Raw genomic sequence first — 19,476 nt, forward strand, 5'->3', positions numbered from 1 at the left:
GCAGTATTGCGCAAATTTGTTGAATAATTGAGTTTTTAGTCTACTAATTGAATAAAATAATTTCTTATATCTACTGGCAACGTTTCTACTTTGAGAACTTTTAATTTTGTTGTTCCAGGAGAAGTCATAATTACATAAGTTCTTTCATCATATTCAAACAATGTAAATTGACTTACACTATTAGCACGCGTATCTATTCTATTTATATAATCAAAATCTTCTTTCTTAAAATTATCTTCGTAATCTTTTAAGATTAATTTTTGTGCATCTTCAAAATCATTTGCAAAGGAAATAGCTTGGTATAATTCAAGAGAATTTTTAGGAGTATAAAAGTAAACATAATATATTGAACCAAATACACAAATAAAAATAATGCTTAGGAAAAGAATTAAATCTATATGTTTCATCTGTCTTTGGAGATTCACGATAAATATTCCTCCTTCACAATTAGCATTTTATTTATGTTTGTTAAGCGTCTAATGTTCTTTGTTTTCCAATAAACACTCCTTTAACGAAAAAAACAAATTTAAATTTAAGAATTTTGCCCGATTTTTAATCTTCAAACTTTTTTAACTGAAATAATATTATTTAATCTATTAAGAAAATCATTGAAAGAAGTCTGGAATTATTTTGTACAGTGAAAAACAAAAGATTTAGTTTCGCCAGTGGCTTGTTTAAATTCCCAATCTCTATATACTTGAATTGAATAGCCTGCTTTTTGTAATGAATCACGGATTTCCTCTTGTGTTCGGAATTTTAATTGCATTTTTTCACGAATGACCACTTCACCTGTATTTACATTTTTTACAGTCTCATAGAACGTATATATACCATCCACTAAACCAATGGCGCCCATTAATGAATAACCGTCAAATAGCATCAATTTACTTTACAAGCGAGAAATTTATTGAGTATATATTTCTTTCTTGGCTTTTTCGATAATTGTTTTTATAAATGGCTCTTTTTTCTTTGTATATGTCGGTCTATCGAATGAATATTTAGAGGCAAGTTCTTTTTTTAACGAAACATACTCTTACGCTACATGGGGATGTAACCTAAGATAATCGCGAAATAATACTTTCTCAATCCACTCACTGCTATTGAATTCACAAATATGAAGATGACAAGTACCCTGTCCCCAAAATCCCTTTCTAAAAAACCTTCTATCTTTAAACTCAGGTTTAGGAACATATTCATAGTCTATTTCTCTCAAAGGATTAACAAAGTAAGATACTTCATCAATATCTTTTACACCTACCATAATATCAATTATTGGTTTTGCTTTTAATTTCTTAATAGATGTACTTCCAATATGCTCTATTCCCACAACCTTTTCACCTAAAGCACTGAGGATTCGCATTTTCTCATATTCAAAAGACTCTTTCCAATCTGGATTTTAATCATGGAGATATACGAGTGATTCTTTCATATTTGTCCCACCCTATTCGAACTAACTATTTAATTAACCTCTATAAACTATCATTTCGACTAATCATCGTCCATGAGAACAGTAAATACTATTATTTTACTAATTTCATACCGTACTTCAGAACTGACTACCTTAAACTAACTATTAGTATTTAAGACTCCCAAAGGCTTCAGAGTGTTAATATGCTTGTATCTTTTAGGTAACCGTAAATATAATAGGTATCGCTCCGTAGTCGATAAGGAATTGATAATTCCATTAATAGTTTGACAAAGTCATCTGTAATATCTACTACTTCAGGTGATACCAGACGGCCTCGATATTTCAAATATCTTGGCCTTACTCGAATCCATTCAACACTATAGAATGGGACGATGCCCTCTTTCCAATCTCCCCAATAAGAAACATCCGCTTCAAATTCTTCCGGGTGTAATTGATTTTCTAACAAATATTTTATTTGGTATGGCGGCGGAAATAACAAATTATTTATAACCGCGTCTTGGAGTTCCCGCCACTTTGTATCATTCATGATTGAGACTAAATTTCTTTCAGTAATGACCTTCATTACTCTCGCTTTGTTTTGGTTTTGTACCATAGTAAAACCTCGGTTTAGTAATTGATTTTTTAAAGAAATGGCTGCGAGAGATTTTTATTTGTGACTCAACTGCAACCGATTTCCACAAGCTTGATTTAACTATTAGAAGTATATTTACATTTAATTTCCTTACCAATAACCATTATTAGCTCCACGGTTTATATGTTTAATTAAAAACCTAGCTCCGTATACTGATTAACTTCAGCTCTTTCATACTGACTTACAATAACTTCAGTAAGCATGAACGATCTACCAGAAAATTTTAATAGGTGGAACTTTTTATTTTAAACTCTAAATCGATATCAATTTCCACTGGTCCCTTTTCTTCAGTCCTTCTCAAAACAAACTCAAATGTAGGTTCATACTCTGAATCCTGCATAGTTTCCCCGCCCAATATCTCAATGCTGTACCAGCCGTTATCAATATCAATCAACGGCTTTTTGTATTGTCGATACTGGTTGAGTAAAGCGTTGACTCTTTCATTGGTGAATTGTTCCAGTATTCGCCAAGTAAAAAGCATAAGTATGTTATTTTCAATTTTAAGCGAATAGCCGTCTCGTCTCATCTGCAAACGGCTATCTGCTTTTAACAATTCCGGTGTATCATCAGATAGATTAAAAATGATGGTATAAGGATAGTTTTCAATCCCTGTCATTGGAAGTAGGATACCCTCATTCACGAAACGATCGCCGCTGTCGGTTGTTGTAAATTCCAATGCTAAATTATCTGAATGATGATTGGAATTTTTCCAGTTTTCCAGCAGCAAAATATCTCCCACGATGAAATAGTTTATAAGATCATTCAGCACTTCGGTAAATTTGTATATTATATTAAACCTCTCCTTTCATCTTTTATTACTTATTACACACATTACTCATCCAATTCAGTGTTATTTTTGTAACGTCATAAAAGCTATCAATCAAGGGAAACAGTTCCACTTAACTTGAATTACTATCTCTTGAGCTAGATTTTCATTAGTCAGGCTGACCCAGGCCTCAATCAACATACAAGAGCCAGCAGCTCTGCAAACCTAGCCTTAAGATCAGGCATTGTTTGCTTTGATTTGGCGACCTTTTCAAGCTTTTCAAGACTGCCGAATATGCGGTATAAAACCAGTTCCCGTTCATATATTTCTTTGGTTGACAGGCCTTGAATAAGCGCTTCAGCTAGCTCAATCCGATCAATTGGATAGTTTTTCACACGTCTTGCTTCGTCATTTCCCGCAAGCAAAATGTCGATCAAAACTGGCATAAGATCCGGTTCAACGCCGTGCGCATCAATAAAGACTTCCGCATAACCTTCCTGTATCATTTGGTGCCCCGTATCCACCATGGCCATATAACGAGAAATGAGCGAGAAATAATCCTTGCTGTACAATCCTAATCCAAGTACCGCATAGGTGCCAGGCATGACCGATTTTTCACTCGGTTCCGTATCCTTATACCATGCATATGGTTCCATAGCGATGTCTGCATACACCTCCAATTTTGGATAAAGGGCAGGATAGGTAAGTGCACCTGCAAAAAAGCGGTGCAGGTCGGACTTAGCCATCTTTTTTAGAGGAAGATAGTTCTTTTGTTTGCTTCTCAGCTTCATGTTATATTCTTTTGGAAATTCTTTTTGCAGCAATTCGGTAATGTGATCCAACACTTCCCCATAAGCTGCTTCCTCCTCGGCCAAAATTCGCACATCAATAGTCTGGGTGACATCATTATTATGAATTTCTGAGTAGATCCCTTTATATGCTGGAGCGAATTTGCCGCTCCCCCACTGGATATAATCCTCAGCCTGTTTTGACCCAAGTTGGCCTGCAAATTTCAAATATCGCTCACGCAAACCCGGTCTCTGCCTTCCGATTTGCAAAGCACAATACACAAAGAATGCAAGTTGATCGGCATCCGGATTTATGCGAGCTGTATCCTCTTTGGCAATCAAGTCCATGGAGTAACTGTCTGCACGACTAAAATAGCGAGGAAGATAAACATTCTGTACCCAATCATCAAACGCCGAAGTATACTGGCCAATCCATTCGTTTAAGCGTTCTTTGTTGCTGCTGAGCTTACTGGATAAACGCTGGATTAAGGGTTCAACCGCTTCTTCTTTCTGCTCGATTAAATCAGGGTTTAACAAATGACGAGAAAAGAAAAACTGGTCATCCACACTTGGCAATATTGGAAGTTCGGACATGATTTTGGTCGTTATGAACTTCTCAAATGATTGCCGGAGCTGGTTCAGCTTCTCAACATTTACGAGCTGATCGAAAAATTTTATATCTTCGTCTTCCATTTCAACGGAAAGTACGAATTGGAATCGGTAATCAAAAAAACGAGGACCCAATGTTTCCGATAAAAAGAGCTCCTCTATTCGCTTACGCAATGTTGGATAAAGCTCCGTTCTAATCAGTTCTTCCGAGAGTTTGGCAACATAAGGACCTGCCTCGATTTTATAAGAGCTGTCAGTCCAATCTAACGGTTCATCAATATCGATCTGTATTTTCCCATCACGCCAAGCGACCTGTAAATAATCCATTACCCCAGCCTGAAGCGGACGACGATATATGAACTCACTAATTCTTTTGCTCTCTTTAGTATAGATAGTCATCAACTTGTCCCACACATCATCTAAAAACCTTTGTACTACTGCGTCCATTCCTAGTCCTCCTGTTTATGCTAAAGATACATTCCGAATCGACATGTCACACATTCCTGGGAATCATCTTCTTTCCCAAGACAAGTTGTAAACTGACATAAAAACTGTGCCTTTTCCCTGCTTTTTACGGGGATGAATTCCAGCAACAAGCAAACCGGCATACCACCAAATTTCAAACATTCATGCTTGTAGGAGGAAGGATATCTTTCCATTGTTTGTAGTCGCAACGTGCTGCATCCTGCTTATCGCACTAAATATGGTTCGGAGCATTTCTTTTGGAAAGTTCCATCAATACTTCTCACAATACGCTCTTGCTCACCAATTCCAAATCCATTAAATAATCACTTAAATTGTTGTGTCCAACGTCCCCCCATTTTAACTTCTCGGGCTACTTTGACTCGTAACATGTATCTTCTACTATATTATACCAATTTATATATAACCTGGAATGACTGTTTGCTTAATAAAAGATTGTGAACCTAAAGTTGTTCACGACGATAAAGAAGATGAAATCGAGATTACCTTTCTATCCATATTATTGCGGAGTTTCTAAGAGGATTGATGGGCAAAGACAGAAAGAAGCTTTGGATAAAGTTGCCCAACGAAGGACAGGAAGTAATAACTAATATAATAGAAGTGTAACCATGTTTAAATACATGCCCCGAAATTGAGAAGAGCCCGTTTCTAAAGTAGGCTCTTCTTATTGCAAACTGCTTTGGTCCCCATCATCGCATATAAACCATCATAGAGATGAAAGGGTCAGCTTGAATAGAGGGAGCAATATGTGTTTAAGAAGTTCCCTGCAAGCAGATCTTCCTTCCGAATATAAAACTGTAATTCTCCAGCGTCCCACCAGCAGAATCCAACATCGTCATCGGAGTCTACCGCAAGCAGCAATAATGTATCCTGCACTTCCTGCCTCGCTCTGTTAGAATCACCTTTAAAATGATCAGTGATCTGCTCCAATGCTGCATCGGCTGAATAGTTATATGGTTTGCCGGTCAATAGATGAAGAGCTGCTTCATATTCACAATCACCGTGCTGGGTAGAGGGATAACCAAACATTACTGCCAGATCACTTGAATTCCCATCATTCAACTCGAAGCATAGCTCCTCATATTGTTCATAATCATGGTCATCGTCTTCCACCATCTCATAATCTACATAACCATAACTGGGAGGTTCCATCGTTGATTTAGCGCTTACCCGATATCCGGTAAACTCTTCTTCAAGAGCAGTCACTTCAGGCGAACGGTAACGTTTAGCTTCCAGTAGTTCTTCTTCCGATAAATAGATCACTTTGTGCTCGATTCCATACGCTGGTTCATCCACTCCTACAAAAAAGTATAATATGCCTTTTGCAGGCAGCAGTTTTGCTACATCATGAGGAACCAAGTCTTGCAAACGCAGTTGGGCCAAAAACGTCATCGGAGTACCTTCTGAATCCACTGGCCATTCTACCATGGCGGGCAGATCCGGATCGCCCCCTACTCGAGATGGGCCGATTTCAGTGTATGTTTCGATTTCTTTCTTTGACAAGCGAATGCCTTGACGAACAGATGCAATCAAATATTCCATCGCATGTTCGAACTGATATTCATGAACGATTCGCTCGAGTTTATTTTTATGTTCTTCACTTAGCAATCCGAACACCTTCCTTTAGTAAAATCATTTATTATATAAATCTCGCTATGAAGCTTCCAAATTCATATAAATGTGGACATGGAAAATTCAGGTTTGCTGATAAATTGTTGCTGTACTGATGTTCCTTTGACAAATAAACATATAAAATATGCCTTCCGCATAGTCGTCTAAATCAGCAAAATATTCCATGTTACATGGTAAACGTTCCGTCATCTCATTTAACCTCCGTAATTACGAGCCGATATACAGTTTGTTTTCTGAGAAGATAGCTGAGTATCCACGTCTGTACAGCTTAAAGTATGATGCAAACGGATCACCATTCAATCCATAACGGGGCCATTGAAGATAATATGAAATCCAGTAATCACAGGCAATCGAGTAATAGGCCTCATCCAGAACTTCAATCGGCTCATCGTACTCTTTCTGTTCGCTGATGATATCAAAAATCGTTTCATAGATTTCAGGATCGTATTGCTGACGGATTCCATCTAGCGATCCAGGAGGCACAATTCGAACCTCTTCGATTCCAAGTAGGTAATTTGCTGAATCCACCGTATCTACCTTCGTCGAAGCTTCCAACAGTAACTCCTTTAGTCCTCGAATAAACTGCTTTCCATAAAGTATTAATCTCTCATTAGGTACATTGCCGGCTTTCCTAGTAAAATAGCCAGGCGCTGCTGATCCATTAAACTCTTCGGGAGCTAGCATTTCATAGATTTGTAATATTCTCTGCAAATAAGCGGGCCCATCCTCAAGAGGTTTAAATGTAGCTTCTACACCCTTTCCGTCCGGCATATACATTTGGAAATATCCATAGAACAGAGCTTCATCAATATCTGGTTCATCAGATTCCTTCTCATCGTCCAATAATTGAAGCAAATACTTTGCATAAGACTGTTTATCCATGTGTATCTCTCCTCTATCTGTTGTCTATGCTTATACAGAGGACAGGAATTCTCGATAGTGAATATTTTGTCGCTTTGGAATTTCAACGAAAAAAGCTCTACATGCAAAGACAATCCCTACCCGATAGTGGATACCACATTTCCCTCTTGATCCTTGATGTATGTTTTAACGATTTGAAGTTTTAATTGTTTATAAGAAGACAAATGAATTTCTCCTTCTTTTGGCAGAAGTTTGTGTATGAGCTCGTTAACAACGGCTTCATCCAGTTTTAAATGGACGCTATGCTCCTCGATTTCGATTCCAGTCGTTGAAGCGGGCTCCAATGTTACGTTTAGGTCATTGCACATTAAACTCAAGTCTTTTCCCTTAAGCAACCGGCCACGCAGGAGCATTCCAATCGTACCTGCCTGCTTCGCTCCGAGTGTAAGTACTGCCGGCTTCTTACTGAACAGACCATTCTTGCCGGGCTCCCAGGCTAGCTGATCCACAAAGAGAAATCCGGTGCTCGAACCGTCACGCTCAATTCCAACTTGAACACTTTCCTGCACAGCGGGGACTTGCAGAATGGAACTTCGGGATAAGTCCGTAATATACCCCGGCAATTCTGTTTTCCCAGCTTCTAGTAAACTTCTAGTATTCCATGTTTTCATAGCTTCCAGCTCATCCTCAGTAATCCCAACCATCTGAAGAAATTCAACGCGCCCGTTAGGCGTATGCAGTGTAGCCAGTTGTGGATCTGGTATAAAAGCAAGGGCGGTCAATTGTGTATCGGCTCCCAAGCAGATTGGCCCATTGGCATCTAAATAATCGCCTGAAGCAAAGACATTTCCGCTGTTGAATACATACCGTCCCATGTTTTGAAGGAGGTTTAATGCCCAAGCAGGAGGCTCCTCCTCATCCTTACTGCGGGCCACCCGAAAAGTAAGTTCAAATCCATAGCCGCTATATTCGGGGTTTTCCGATTCCTTCTCATAGAGCTCCGAGAAACCAAAAGTTATAATATGCCAGTGTGGGAAAGGCAACTCCGCTTTATAGGCGCTTAGGCCATCCAAAGGATCTTGACCACCCAGCATATAAGGGATCGCTGTCCCATAATGCTTTGGTTCCTGTTCCCCGTACAACTTCGTTACTTCCGCTTCAATTGCATTCCACCCTGTCGTATTTACTTCTTGGGTCATTTTTTCTCCTCCAGCTTATAAATTAGTAGTTACTTGCTTTTGTATTGATAGAAGCAACTCAAAAGTGTCTTATTACAAAGCTCTTGGCAAACGCCTGTTAAACCTTTTTTACCGGAATAGTCACATTTCTTGTAATTATCCTGTAAACTTCAGAACGAATAACCGGTATCAAACTAGCAGCATTGCCAGTCGTACACTACTTGTGAAAAATCCTTATTTTTTAATGCTTCCTTTGGAATAGAGAAAACACAATTACCTGAATCCCCAAACATAATGCCGCATTCCTCATCGATATCCAGTTGTAATAATAGAAAATCATCATCATCAAAACCGATATAATCATGCTGAATAAAATAAGGATAACCGCCAATTCTGCTTTCGCTACTATAGCAATCTTCGCTCAGTTTCTCATATTCCACTTCCGATAACCTGTTCGCAAAAGTTTCATGGAACAGTTCCACGGAGGAAGACATAGGCATTTCTCTCGTTTTGAAATACATTTTACCGCTGTATAAGAAAGGAAGATTGTTCTTATATTCTTCATTTTCATAAGGATGTTTCCTTACTAGCTGTTCTTCATTTTCTTCAAAACTTTCAATGTATTTCACTAGAATCGGGTCATCCAAACCAAATAAATCTTCGTTTGCAACATAAAACTGCAATAATCCCTTTTCTGGTAACTCAACTAGACTTTCAAGGTCCGCCAGATTGATTTGGGCTAAAAACAACATAGGTTTCCCAGTTTCATCGGTTGGATAATCTTTAATCTCTTTCAGATAAGGACAGCCACCTAATTTACTTTCCCAAGGTTTTGTTTCTTCACGCTTAAAACGGATTTCATTACTATACCTAAAAGTTCCTCTAATTAAGTTTTCATGTTCTTTCAAAAGTTCAGGAATTTCATATTTTATCATGATAAATCTCCCATTCTAATAAACGACTTTTTACTTAACCGTTTTAAACATATCATCATTTGGTAATTTCCGGCATCCTACCCAAAATACCCAATTTTCCAGGTCAAAGATATACGCGTACACTTCACTCAGGGCAAAAATTTACAACTTTCATGCAAGAAACCGGCAGATCTTTGCCAATCTTCCTGAAATCCCTATACTTCCCGTTTATCGCTTGAACGATATATAATCCTTTGGTAATCCCATTCTTTAGAATCCATACCAGCTAAAAACTTCCATTCACTTGAAGGAAAAGTTCATATTTTTTTTAAAGAGGCACGATTGAAATCACAAATTCTCCCTCTTCTATAACTCCAGACAAATTTGCTTGATGGATGGCCTGGACATTAGAGCAAAATTCCAAGACTTTATTCTTTAAGTCAGGCTTTGATTTAATCAATTATATATATTTCCCTGAAGAGTGGCGTAAGGTCAAACAATCACCACAATAAAGGACTAACTCCGCAGCAACTCATCCCGTGCTTCCATCAGCGCGAATCCAAGCAGATTTCTGCCCCGCCATTTAATGGGATTTTCCGCATCCGGATTGGACTGGCCCATGCCGATCCCCCAAATGCGGTCCCGTGGGCTTGCCTCGACGAGTATGCGGTTCTTCGTCAGTTTGAGGTAATCGGCAAGCTTCGGATTCTGCGAAAATTTAGCAAAGCTGGCTCTTTTGACGATGCCATAACATTCCTTATCCCAAATATCTTTGTCGAAGTTCCGGACCGCACGTCCAAAAGCCTTCATCTCCTTTGGATGCTCCGCTTTAAGGATGGACTCGAGCATCTCGTCATCATTGAACAGCCTTGCCTTTTCGGCCATCATAAACTGCTCCGCACAGGAGTATTGCGTCCCTTCTATAGTAAACGGGCACATCCACCATTGGCTGAAGCAGCTTTTGTCGACGCTCCCGTCCTTAGATGGCGTATGACCCCAGAAAAACACAAATTTGAATTTGCTCCCCTCACTATATCCTTTTCTTAACTCATCGATATTGTAGATCATCGTCAATCCTCCAGGTGCCTTTGATATAGACGTGAGGGCCTATGCCCCGCATTTTCGGTATAAAGGTCGGTCTCTTCCACTAGATCGGCTACTTTACGACGAAAAGCCGCCTTCAAAAGCTCTTTATCCAGAACCACCTCATAAACCTGCTGCAGTTCCGTTAAAGTAAAATACTTCGGCATCAAGTGCAGTGCAATATCGGTATAATTCACTTTTCCCCTCAGCCGCTCGATAGCGTATGCGATAATTTTCGCATGGTCGAAAGCCAATCCATCATTCGATACAATTTCATATTCAGTAGCAGTCGATGTAGTCTTCACTGTCGTGGTCCTCGAAACGATCGCCGAAAGTTTCTCTTCACCATTAAGTTCGAGTTCGTACTTCCGCGTCTTGATATACCCGTCCTCAATCAGCTCTTTTTGCTCCTGCAGTGGTCGGTAAGATACTTTGAACCAGGCAGCTTCTGATGCATCATCCCCCGACTTTAGCTCCAGCTTGTCACTGTTGATGAGAGCCATATAGCTGCAGCTTATGACCCAAGTTCTGGGATCGCGCCCGATATCACTGAATGTGTATAACTGCTCCAAATAAACCTCTCCCACTCCGGTTTCTTCTCGCAGTTCCCTTACTGCCGCCTGATCAGTCGTTTCATCCGGTCGGACAAAGCCGCCAGGAAGCGCCCATTTGCCAAGAAAGGGGTGTCCTCCCCGGCGGATAAGCAGGACACGTAGCTCTTTTTCCGGCAGTTTGCGGTAACTGTCAGCCTCTTCTTCCGTCACAGTGAAAATAACCATATCTGTCGTCACTGATGGCCGCTCGTAATCCCCTGGTCGGTACTGCTCCAAAAATTCACTTTCCGTAATTCCATCCTTATCCAATAAACTCAACTTGAATTGCCCCCTTTATATTTGATTTAACCTTTCAGCTCTCCCCAAAATAGTTTCCGTAGGGCGCGAACTTCGCCAGCACCTCGTCAACCTTGCGTATCCGTTCCTCCAGGCTCCCACGCAGCGTAATATAGGGAATCCGGCGTTCCTTCAAATCCGCGATGATCTGTTTATGAAAAACATGCCGCTTCTGATCGCCACTCCGGTCCCACGTATCGTCGTAAGGAATATCGTCATCGCACAAAAAGAAGAGATCGTAACGCTGAGCGTTCTCCAGCGCAATCCGAGTTAACTGCTCGGGAGCCCGGCCATGGTAATCCAAAGCGAACATATATGTCGTAATCGCATTAGTATCCACGAAAACAAACCGGTTTGCCGCTAGTATTGCCTGTTCTTCACGTTCTATATGACCGAGCGCGATTTTATCAAACGCTTCCAGGTCGATTCGGCGGTCCACCTGATGCTCGGTCCAATAATCGCGACCATATTCACTTGCGAATGTCGTGTGATACCGCCTGGCCAGCTCTTCGGTGATTGTCGACTTCCCCGTCGACATCGCACCAACGAATACCACTTTCGTGATCAAATCTCGGTACACGATATCACTTACGAACTCTCTATATTTATAAGGATCGGAACGGACCATCGTCGCGGATATCGGAACGCGAGTGCGGGCTTCATCCACCCGCCGATCTACTGCACCTAAGGCGAGGCTCATATGCTTGCCATAAAACTCGCTTGAGTAAAAATGCGTTACCTGCTCCCCGTTCAGCAAACCAAGTATATACTGTTCCTCCCGAATCTCATGCTCCCTATCATCCGAATACCCATCCGGTCCATCCCAAGCTTCGATTACCCGAACTTCCGGATAGAGCTTGCGAATCCAATTTGCCCGTACATGGAGCGGAATCGGAGTGACCGTCGTATCGTAAATGACCACAATCAATTCATCGACTTCTTGGAGCGCCGTTTCAATCATGAATTGATGGCCTTTATGCAGCGGGGCAAACTTCCCCAATGTTAGTCCTAGCTTTTTCATCCCTCTGCCTCCTTGGCTCCTTTATTCCAAACATAGTACCCATAAATAGCATTGATCAGATAAGCGCCCCACATCACAATCATCAGTAAGCCTTCGCCACTGCCCTCCAGCATGCGAATCGCCCAAAGCAGCACAGTAAATAAATTCAGTACAATATAAACGAGCCATTGCTCCTTGAACCTACGTACCATCAAGAAGGTCGCCACAACAGACAGCACCGTCGTAGCGGCATCGATGTAAGGCGAGTTTTGTGCTGGAATGAACGAAAGTCCGAATCCGAGCATCACACAGCCAATTACACAAGCGACCACAAGTTGGAGCAGCCCCATTTTGTTCATCTGTCGCATAGCCAACTTCCCGTCTTCTTGACGGTTACTTTTCCACATATAAAAACCTATGATATTCATAGGAACGAAGAATAGCAGATTTAGCATTACTTCTCCAAACAGGCCATTAATATAAGCCAAATAAGCATAACCAACCGTATTGTACATACCGAAAACATAGCTCATCAGGTTACCCTTTGCTGCAAGTACTACACAAAGCACTCCGGTAATGAAAACCGTAAATCCGAATAAAGAGTCCTTTGAAATAACCGTAAACCCTACAGCAATCGAGGTAAACAGCACCAGCCACGTAATTTCGAACAAGTTCCAGCCACCCGTTAAATTCTTCATCTTGCATCCCTCCGATATTCCCAATTATTTTGAGTAGACAACACAACTTAGTAACAAATTGTTAATAACATATTGTTACTATCAAAAATAACAGGAAAATCTTCGAAGGTCAAGCGAAATTTTTCCATTAATGCATGATCGTGTTTATTTATGGGCGATGGTTTTGTGGAGTGGTCCAACACTTAAGTATAGTCAGATAAATCCATCTTCTGGTTCACCGACGTCAAAACCTACTACTTTGGTCGCCTCCGATTTAAATCTTTCTATCCAGGAACTCCAATCATCATTACTCATCTTGCCATAAAATGATAATCCACTAGGTTCCACCGAGGCCATGATAAAAACATCATCATTTTCACACCCGAACCAGTATGGAATTCCTTTTTTATATCCTATCCAGCCCGGCATACTCCCATATAAATTCGTTACTTTATCCCATATTTCATCAGGTAAGTAATACCATATGTTCAGATTGCATGTTTGAGAGTTTATCTCACTCATTTTTCATCCCCCCTTTCAACTGAATTTCTGTTCTAGGTAAACGTTGAAAAATGATGCTTCTCGGTTGTAGCCTGCACAGAAACGAATAATGGAAGAGCTAAAAGCATCACTGCTGTTTACTTCAAAGCGAACACTCAAAAGTTAAAATACCATCCCAAATAGCGGAGCATAAGTTACCGCCTATAGACAGGGTGATCAAGAGTAATAGGATTCGGATTTCTGAGTACCCACTGGACTGCCAATTCACATAGTTTCGCAGGTTCATCATTACCAATACCATTGTGCAGCTTTTTCGTTAATATTGCTGCATTCTGAAGTACATCAGGTTGCAACGGTATACCCAAGCTAAAGTAATGGTTCAAACTATCGAGCATCTGACGAAATTCGTTGTCCCAGTTGATACCGCCGTTATCTAAAATTTCATATGACACTTTACCAGTGATACGGATTACCTCACCCTGTACGGTTTGTGCATGACCTTTTGAAGGAATTAGCAAGTTCCAGAGTTCATGATGCTGCGCCTGCCAACCTTTAGTAGATATGGTTATTGGAGAGGTGCCGTCGTGGAACTTTCTTTTCGCTATCGGGGAAACCTCAAATAGTTCATAAAGACGGCAAAGTGCCTCATCCGTTTGATTCAAATATTCTTTATTGAAGCCTATTCTGTGAAACTCAAATTCGTTTCCGATGCGAATTATTGAGTCTTTCATTCCCTGCGTTACAATTGACCCGGCGTTAAGCAAGATTTCAGCAACTTCCATCACATTGACAATATCAATGTTTCTGCACCTGATCAGAGTTTTTTCCAAAGGAGTCTGTTTCATTTTATTTTTTGCGTTGAAATTAGCGCCTCTGGAAACCAGCGTTTGAACTGCACTTGGCTTAAATGAACCTGCGGCGGCAAATAAAGGGGTCTCGTTCTGATAATCAACCGCTTCTATATCCGCACCTAAATCAAGCAGCAATCTAGTATTACCGTTCCAACTCATCGCATGCTGATGTAGGGGCGTTCTTCCGTAATTATCGCGGGCATTTATATCTGCCCCCTGTTCAACGAGCCAGCAAATCAAATCATTCGGTATATTGCTGAAGCTCAAGGCAGTTGATTTACTGTAACCGCCACGTGCATCCAACTCACATTGAATAAATACTTCTTTTAATGCTGATATATCGCCTGTTTCAATTAATTCATCAAAATTTTTTGGTAGGGTCTTTTTCTTCCTGACCATATATCCTCACTCCCAACATCAGATTTCTAGGTTCACTTTACACCTAAATTTTACCACTTATACCTTTTTTGTGATATTTACTTCTATATGAATGTATTGTTTTTCGTACATGAAAAATAGTAGTACAAACCATGTCCTTGGTTTGTACTACTATTGAGAATTCGTTTAGTTTCTTGTTATTGTCAGGTTCAACCAGCCAAATAGTATCGTAAGGACCGGACTTAGTAAACAAAAGAATGCAAAAGGCAAATAGTCGATCACAGAAACGTCGAGCATCGAGGCAATGAACAAACCACAAACACTCCAAGGTACAAGCGGATTGACGACTGTACCCGCATCTTCCATCACCCGGCTTAAATTTTTCGGATGCAAACCCAGGTCTCTAAATTTTTGCTTGAAAGCTTCCCCTGTTAATAAGATCGATAAATACTGTTCCCCCACTACTAGATTAATACCAATCGCAGTAAAAGCCGTTCCAGTAATCAATGCACCAACTGAATTTAATAAATTTTCAATTTTGCCAAGCAATGTTTGAATTATACCTAAAGCAAACATTAGCCCTCCCATGCTGAGGCTGAGCACCACGAGCATAATTGTAAAGAACATACTGCTGATACCGCCACGAGTTAAGAGTGAATCGATTACTTCAACGCCTGTTTCAGAAACGTATCCACTATATAAAATGGCACAGTAATCACTAACAGATAAAGTTGTATGGAATATCGACAAGAAAAGCGCTGCAAGGGAACTAGCAATAAGTGTTAAAAATGCCGGTACTTTTTTGTATGTGCAAACAATCAAGACTAAAAGTGGCACAATCGCATACCAATGCACAAAATTTCCTTCTTTTAAACTATCCTGATAGAATGCAATGGTCGTGTTATTGAATTCTGCAGTTGAAGGGGATAAAACAGCATATAGGACACCGCTAATTATGAACGCAGGGATTGTTGTCCAACTCATATTTTTTATGTGTACAAATAAATCAATGTTGATGATGCTCGCAGCTAAATTTGTAGTGTCTGACAATGGAGACATCTTATCGCCAAAAAACGCACCTGATACAATGGCGCCAGCCGTCAATGCCATAGAAGCATCAATAGCCCCCGCAATACTGACAAAAGCGACCCCAACCGTCGCTACAGTCGTCAATGAACTACCAATTGCTATTCCGATAATTGCAGTAATGATAAATACAATCGCATAAAAGAAACTAGCCGATACGAGAGTAAAACCCATATATAAAAGTGTTGGTATTGTCCCGCCAACAATCCAGCTACTAATCAGGATACCGATTAAAAAGAAGATATAAATAGCTCCTATTCCTGTCATGACTCCCGATTTCATACTTTCTTCCAACTCTTTAAACGGTACACGTTTTAGCAAACCGTAAAAAATAAGAAGAATAATGGATAAAAGAATTGGGATATGTGGGACAGCATCAAGCTTGCCTATCGCAATGGAAATGATACAAATCACTACTATTACGGTGATTAATGCTTCGAATACGGACGGTTTTGTTTTTGCTTCAATAGAAAACATTTTGCATACTCCTAGATGATATAATTTCACGCTTTAAACTTCAACGCTTCAACGCAATGAAGTTAGTTATCATTCTAGCACGCATTTGCTAAATGTCAATAGAGGGAGAGATTTAGATATGAAATTAGTCAAAGTATTAGGCTTAAAACGGACTTCTAGACAAGCATTACTTTTCGCTTTTCTTATTTCATAATCTTGTCGAGCATTAAATTAATAAATATTTATTAACCAATATTTATATTAGCTATAGGTCATTACTTCTATGATAAAGAAACATTATTTATCATGTGACTCTTTCTTTGTCATGGGTGCACTTTTTCCTAATATTACGCATAACACGACGATAATAGCTAAAACAATCGTTAGCCAAGTAATCGATTCTCCTAAGAATGATACAGAAAATCCGATCATTAGAAAGGGTTGTAAATATTGAATCTGCCCTACTCTTGCAATGCCCCCTAAAGACATCCCACCATACCATGCAACATATGCTAAAAATTGACTTACAACACCTAAATAAAACAAACTGACCCAAGCTTCGATAGGCGCTTGTAACATATTAACTGAAATGCTGAAGCCGACAGGAACTATAAAAAACGGGGCACCAATCAATATAGCCCAAGCAATAACTTGCCAACCTCCAAGCTCTTTTGATAATTGCCCACCCTCTGCATAACTTAATCCAAGTACAAGTACAGCAGCAATTATTGCAATATCTCCTTTTTGAAATTGCCCCAATCCTAAATCCAGTGCATATATCATGACAGTTATCGCACCAATTGCACTAGCGATCCAATAGCGTTTTGAAGGTCGATCACCCCCGCGCCACAAAGAAAAGCCCGCTGTTGCAAGCGGTAATAAAGCCAATTGTATTGCACCATGTGACACAGGCAGTGATTTCATTGCAAATGTAGTTAATAATGGAAAGGCAAGTACAGCGCCGGCAGCGACTATAAGCAAGCTTTTGAGTTGTTTTTTATTCGGTAACGATTGCTTCTTTACGACAAAAATAGTCGCTACGATACTAGCTGCAATAACTGTCCTACCTAACCCAACAATCGTCTCTCCAAAATAAGGAACAGAAATCCTTGTAGCTGGTAATGTAAGACTAAAACAAACTACTCCAATAAAACCTAATAACATGCCTCTTTTAATTTTATTTTCCACTCAAATTCCCCCTTTTCAAGCATAAAAAGAAAACCCATAATCATAGTTAACAGGATTAAGCTAATTAAGCATGATTGTAATGAATATCAACTCTTTTTAAAACAAGAGAATTTCCCATCTGTCATAGGACAGATAGCGAAGGAGAATGGTTGTGACAACAAAATATAAAAGCATTTCAGAATGGGTGAAACAACAAATTGAGGATGAGAAGTTAAAGACAGGAGATAAACTACCATCGATTCGGTTGCTCGCTGAACAATTCCAATGTAGTAAAAATACGGTAGTTAAGGCATTACTCGCATTGGAAAAACAGCATCTTGTCTATGCCAAACCGAAAAGCGGCTATTGCGTAGTGGACGATTACCAAATATCTATTCCCCATGAAAATGATATTGATTTTTTATCTGCTGGTCCAGATAAACGGATCATGCCTTATGAAGATTTTCAGCATTGTATTAATCAGGCGATTGACCATTATAAAGAGCAATTATTTACTTATAGTGAACAACAGGGTCTTCTTTCCTTACGGAAGGAGCTTGCGAAGTATTTACAACATTTACAGGTGTTCACGAAACCTGATCGACTTGTCATTACTTCTGGATCACAACAAGCGCTTCATATTCTGTGCGTCATGCCGTTTCCAAATGGAAAAAAAACTATTTTAATAGAGCAACCCACATACTTTGGTATGCTAGATTCTTTACAGTTAAATCAGATTACAACGTTAGGAATTGAATTAACAATGAAAGGAATAGATTTTGAAAGACTTGAGCATTTGTTTCGGAACAATGATATTAAATTCTTCTACATCATCCCAAGAAGCCACAACCCATTGGGACATCATTACACAAATGAGGAAAAGAAAAAAATCGTTGCTCTTGCAGAAAAATACGAGGTGTACATTGTAGAGGATGATTACTTAGCGGAATTAGATACGGATTCAAAAGCAGACCCTTTGTTTGTGTACGAACCTAACGGAAGAGTCATTTATGTTAAGAGTTTTTCGAAAGTATTTTTGCCCGGGCTACGTATTGCTACCGTAGTACTCCCTGAAACAATGATTCCGTCTTTCATTCATAATAAATTTAGCACTGATTTCAATACATCACCACTTTCACAAGGGGCATTAGAAATCTATTTAAAGAACGGCATGTTTCAATATCATTTAGAAAGCGTAAAAAAATTGTACACTAAAAAAATGAATACATTAATAGAAGCTTGTTCAGTGTTTTTACCTAACTATGTACAATTTACAAAACCAAAAAGTGGTTTTTATCTCACGATTTTTTTGCCTTCCCATATAGATCTCGATAAATTGATTTATCTGCTTCATGAAAAACATATATACGTAGACAATGCTTCAAGAATGTACTTAGCGGAAAACAAAAGGAAAGCTATCCGATTAAGCATTTCACAAGTAAATGAACAAAAGATCGATCTTGGTATTCAACAACTAGCAGCAACTATCATCGATCTATGTAAAAAAAAAGAATATAATCCAATCACATTTAAATCCTATCATTAAAGTCAATAAGAGTTCCACGTTTCTCAAATTAAAGTCGATTCCTTTATATACAGGAGGAATCGACACTTTTTCAGTATACATACCAACATATTCTTTATTGTTAATCAAAAAGGCCATTAAATCAGAGACAGTTTTAATATCCCTTTCTCATTGGCTAAATCAATTTCAGCCATAGCCCCATTAATCAATGTTAATTGTGGCATATGTCCAATATCGACTTCATAGAAAATGGGGATATATAAATTTATAAAGGCATCTTGTAGCGTGAAGTCTCCTGAACTTTCATATAATCACGGTCTTAGAATACCATTACACTTTTCAAACCATTGATTTTGTCTCATTTGCCATATAAGGCTCTATAAATTTGAGCTACGTCCATTTCAAGAGATTCAAGATAAAATACAGTACCTTCAGGAAAGTATTCTGCTACAAAAATTGTCTTTTTGGACTGCTCTATTGGACACTTCCCCTTTATTTCAGCAAAAGTTGTCTTATTGAGCTATTCTATTGGACAGTTCCCCTTTATTTCAACAAAAATGGTCTTATTGGG

Annotated in this window: 18 protein-coding genes and 1 pseudogene; 1 reads left to right on the forward strand and 18 read right to left on the reverse strand. The window is 39.3% G+C overall.

Going from position 1 to position 19,476, the window contains the following annotated elements; translation table 11 throughout:
- Positions 1–35: 35 nt before the first annotated feature.
- The 18 genes and pseudogenes from CD33_RS13935 to CD33_RS14020 form a co-directional block, all read right to left on the reverse strand.
- The gene (locus CD33_RS13935) at positions 36–425 is read right to left on the reverse strand and encodes a hypothetical protein (RefSeq protein WP_235863221.1); all 390 of its coding nucleotides are present in this window, start codon (positions 423–425) and stop codon (positions 36–38) included.
- A 200-nt stretch (positions 426–625) separates the two neighbouring features.
- Positions 626–880, reverse strand: a complete 255-nt coding sequence (locus tag CD33_RS13940; protein ID WP_036201580.1) for a hypothetical protein — start codon at positions 878–880, stop codon at positions 626–628.
- A gap of 24 nt (positions 881–904) precedes the next feature.
- Positions 905–1,384: pseudogene (locus CD33_RS13945) on the reverse strand (GrpB family protein); the annotation flags it as partial.
- Positions 1,385–1,598: 214 nt separating this feature from the next.
- A complete protein-coding gene (locus CD33_RS13950; RefSeq protein ID WP_052130247.1) occupies positions 1,599–2,021 on the reverse strand; it encodes a DUF6678 family protein in 423 nt (140 codons plus the stop codon).
- A gap of 262 nt (positions 2,022–2,283) precedes the next feature.
- Positions 2,284–2,787 (reverse strand): hypothetical protein, encoded by a 504-nt coding sequence (locus CD33_RS13955; RefSeq protein ID WP_258517006.1) that lies wholly within the window; start codon positions 2,785–2,787, stop codon positions 2,284–2,286.
- A 233-nt stretch (positions 2,788–3,020) separates the two neighbouring features.
- Positions 3,021–4,670 (reverse strand): DUF6138 family protein, encoded by a 1,650-nt coding sequence (locus CD33_RS13960; RefSeq protein WP_036201582.1) that lies wholly within the window; start codon positions 4,668–4,670, stop codon positions 3,021–3,023.
- Between the two features lie 759 nt (positions 4,671–5,429).
- Positions 5,430–6,314, reverse strand: a complete 885-nt coding sequence (locus tag CD33_RS13965) for a YwqG family protein (protein ID WP_036201583.1) — start codon at positions 6,312–6,314, stop codon at positions 5,430–5,432.
- A gap of 231 nt (positions 6,315–6,545) precedes the next feature.
- Positions 6,546–7,220, reverse strand: coding sequence for a hypothetical protein (locus tag CD33_RS13970; RefSeq protein WP_036201584.1), 675 nt, complete (start codon positions 7,218–7,220; stop codon positions 6,546–6,548).
- A gap of 116 nt (positions 7,221–7,336) precedes the next feature.
- Positions 7,337–8,398: a suppressor of fused domain protein gene (locus CD33_RS13975; protein WP_036201585.1), complete on the reverse strand. Its 1,062-nt coding sequence runs from the start codon at positions 8,396–8,398 to the stop codon at positions 7,337–7,339.
- 173 nt (positions 8,399–8,571) lie between these two features.
- On the reverse strand, positions 8,572–9,312 hold the full coding sequence (locus CD33_RS13980) for a YwqG family protein (protein WP_036201586.1): 741 nt from the start codon (positions 9,310–9,312) through the stop codon (positions 8,572–8,574).
- 495 nt (positions 9,313–9,807) lie between these two features.
- Positions 9,808–10,359, reverse strand: a complete 552-nt coding sequence (ybiA, locus tag CD33_RS13985) for a riboflavin biosynthesis intermediates N-glycosidase (protein ID WP_036201587.1) — start codon at positions 10,357–10,359, stop codon at positions 9,808–9,810.
- Positions 10,360–10,361: 2 nt separating this feature from the next.
- Entirely contained in the window at positions 10,362–11,246 is an 885-nt protein-coding gene (locus CD33_RS13990) for an NUDIX hydrolase (protein WP_036201588.1), read from the reverse strand.
- 34 nt (positions 11,247–11,280) lie between these two features.
- Positions 11,281–12,285 (reverse strand): AAA family ATPase, encoded by a 1,005-nt coding sequence (locus tag CD33_RS13995; RefSeq protein ID WP_036201589.1) that lies wholly within the window; start codon positions 12,283–12,285, stop codon positions 11,281–11,283.
- The gene (gene pnuC / locus CD33_RS14000) at positions 12,282–12,962 is read right to left on the reverse strand and encodes a nicotinamide riboside transporter PnuC (RefSeq protein ID WP_036201591.1); all 681 of its coding nucleotides are present in this window, start codon (positions 12,960–12,962) and stop codon (positions 12,282–12,284) included. The genes CD33_RS13995 and pnuC overlap by 4 nt, the downstream gene beginning before the upstream one ends.
- A 192-nt stretch (positions 12,963–13,154) precedes the next feature.
- The gene (locus CD33_RS14005) at positions 13,155–13,463 is read right to left on the reverse strand and encodes a hypothetical protein (protein WP_036201592.1); all 309 of its coding nucleotides are present in this window, start codon (positions 13,461–13,463) and stop codon (positions 13,155–13,157) included.
- Positions 13,464–13,636: 173 nt separating this feature from the next.
- Complete coding sequence (locus CD33_RS14010; RefSeq protein ID WP_036201594.1) at positions 13,637–14,692, reverse strand: ankyrin repeat domain-containing protein; 1,056 nt, start codon at positions 14,690–14,692, stop codon at positions 13,637–13,639.
- Positions 14,693–14,857: 165 nt separating this feature from the next.
- Positions 14,858–16,234, reverse strand: a complete 1,377-nt coding sequence (gene nhaC, locus CD33_RS14015) for a Na+/H+ antiporter NhaC (RefSeq protein WP_036201595.1) — start codon at positions 16,232–16,234, stop codon at positions 14,858–14,860.
- A 276-nt stretch (positions 16,235–16,510) separates the two neighbouring features.
- Positions 16,511–17,377, reverse strand: coding sequence for a DMT family transporter (locus tag CD33_RS14020; protein ID WP_373906704.1), 867 nt, complete (start codon positions 17,375–17,377; stop codon positions 16,511–16,513).
- 175 nt (positions 17,378–17,552) lie between these two features.
- Between CD33_RS14020 and CD33_RS14025 the strand changes: the two genes are divergently transcribed.
- Positions 17,553–18,926, forward strand: a complete 1,374-nt coding sequence (locus CD33_RS14025) for an aminotransferase-like domain-containing protein (RefSeq protein WP_036201597.1) — start codon at positions 17,553–17,555, stop codon at positions 18,924–18,926.
- Positions 18,927–19,476 lie beyond the last annotated feature (550 nt).

The sequence above is a fragment of the Ureibacillus sinduriensis BLB-1 = JCM 15800 genome (assembly GCF_000772955.1).
Taxonomy (GTDB): domain Bacteria; phylum Bacillota; class Bacilli; order Bacillales_A; family Planococcaceae; genus Ureibacillus; species Ureibacillus sinduriensis.

Excerpts from the sequence above, each read along its gene's own strand:
- CD33_RS14020 (WP_373906704.1), bottom strand. The coding sequence starts at position 17,377 with ATGTTATTAGGTTTTATTGGAGTAGTTTGTTTTAGTCTTACATTACCA.
- CD33_RS14010 (WP_036201594.1), bottom strand. The coding sequence starts at position 14,692 with ATGGTCAGGAAGAAAAAGACCCTACCAAAAAATTTTGATGAATTAATT.
- CD33_RS13940 (WP_036201580.1), bottom strand. The coding sequence starts at position 880 with ATGCTATTTGACGGTTATTCATTAATGGGCGCCATTGGTTTAGTGGAT.
- pnuC (WP_036201591.1), bottom strand. The coding sequence starts at position 12,962 with ATGAAGAATTTAACGGGTGGCTGGAACTTGTTCGAAATTACGTGGCTG.
- CD33_RS13970 (WP_036201584.1), bottom strand. The coding sequence starts at position 7,220 with ATGGATAAACAGTCTTATGCAAAGTATTTGCTTCAATTATTGGACGAT.
- ybiA (WP_036201587.1), bottom strand. The coding sequence starts at position 10,359 with ATGATCTACAATATCGATGAGTTAAGAAAAGGATATAGTGAGGGGAGC.
- CD33_RS13960 (WP_036201582.1), bottom strand. The coding sequence starts at position 4,670 with ATGGACGCAGTAGTACAAAGGTTTTTAGATGATGTGTGGGACAAGTTG.
- nhaC (WP_036201595.1), bottom strand. The coding sequence starts at position 16,234 with ATGTTTTCTATTGAAGCAAAAACAAAACCGTCCGTATTCGAAGCATTA.
- CD33_RS13975 (WP_036201585.1), bottom strand. The coding sequence starts at position 8,398 with ATGACCCAAGAAGTAAATACGACAGGGTGGAATGCAATTGAAGCGGAA.
- CD33_RS13980 (WP_036201586.1), bottom strand. The coding sequence starts at position 9,312 with ATGATAAAATATGAAATTCCTGAACTTTTGAAAGAACATGAAAACTTA.
- CD33_RS13995 (WP_036201589.1), bottom strand. The coding sequence starts at position 12,285 with ATGAAAAAGCTAGGACTAACATTGGGGAAGTTTGCCCCGCTGCATAAA.
- CD33_RS14005 (WP_036201592.1), bottom strand. The coding sequence starts at position 13,463 with ATGAGTGAGATAAACTCTCAAACATGCAATCTGAACATATGGTATTAC.
- CD33_RS13950 (WP_052130247.1), bottom strand. The coding sequence starts at position 2,021 with ATGGTACAAAACCAAAACAAAGCGAGAGTAATGAAGGTCATTACTGAA.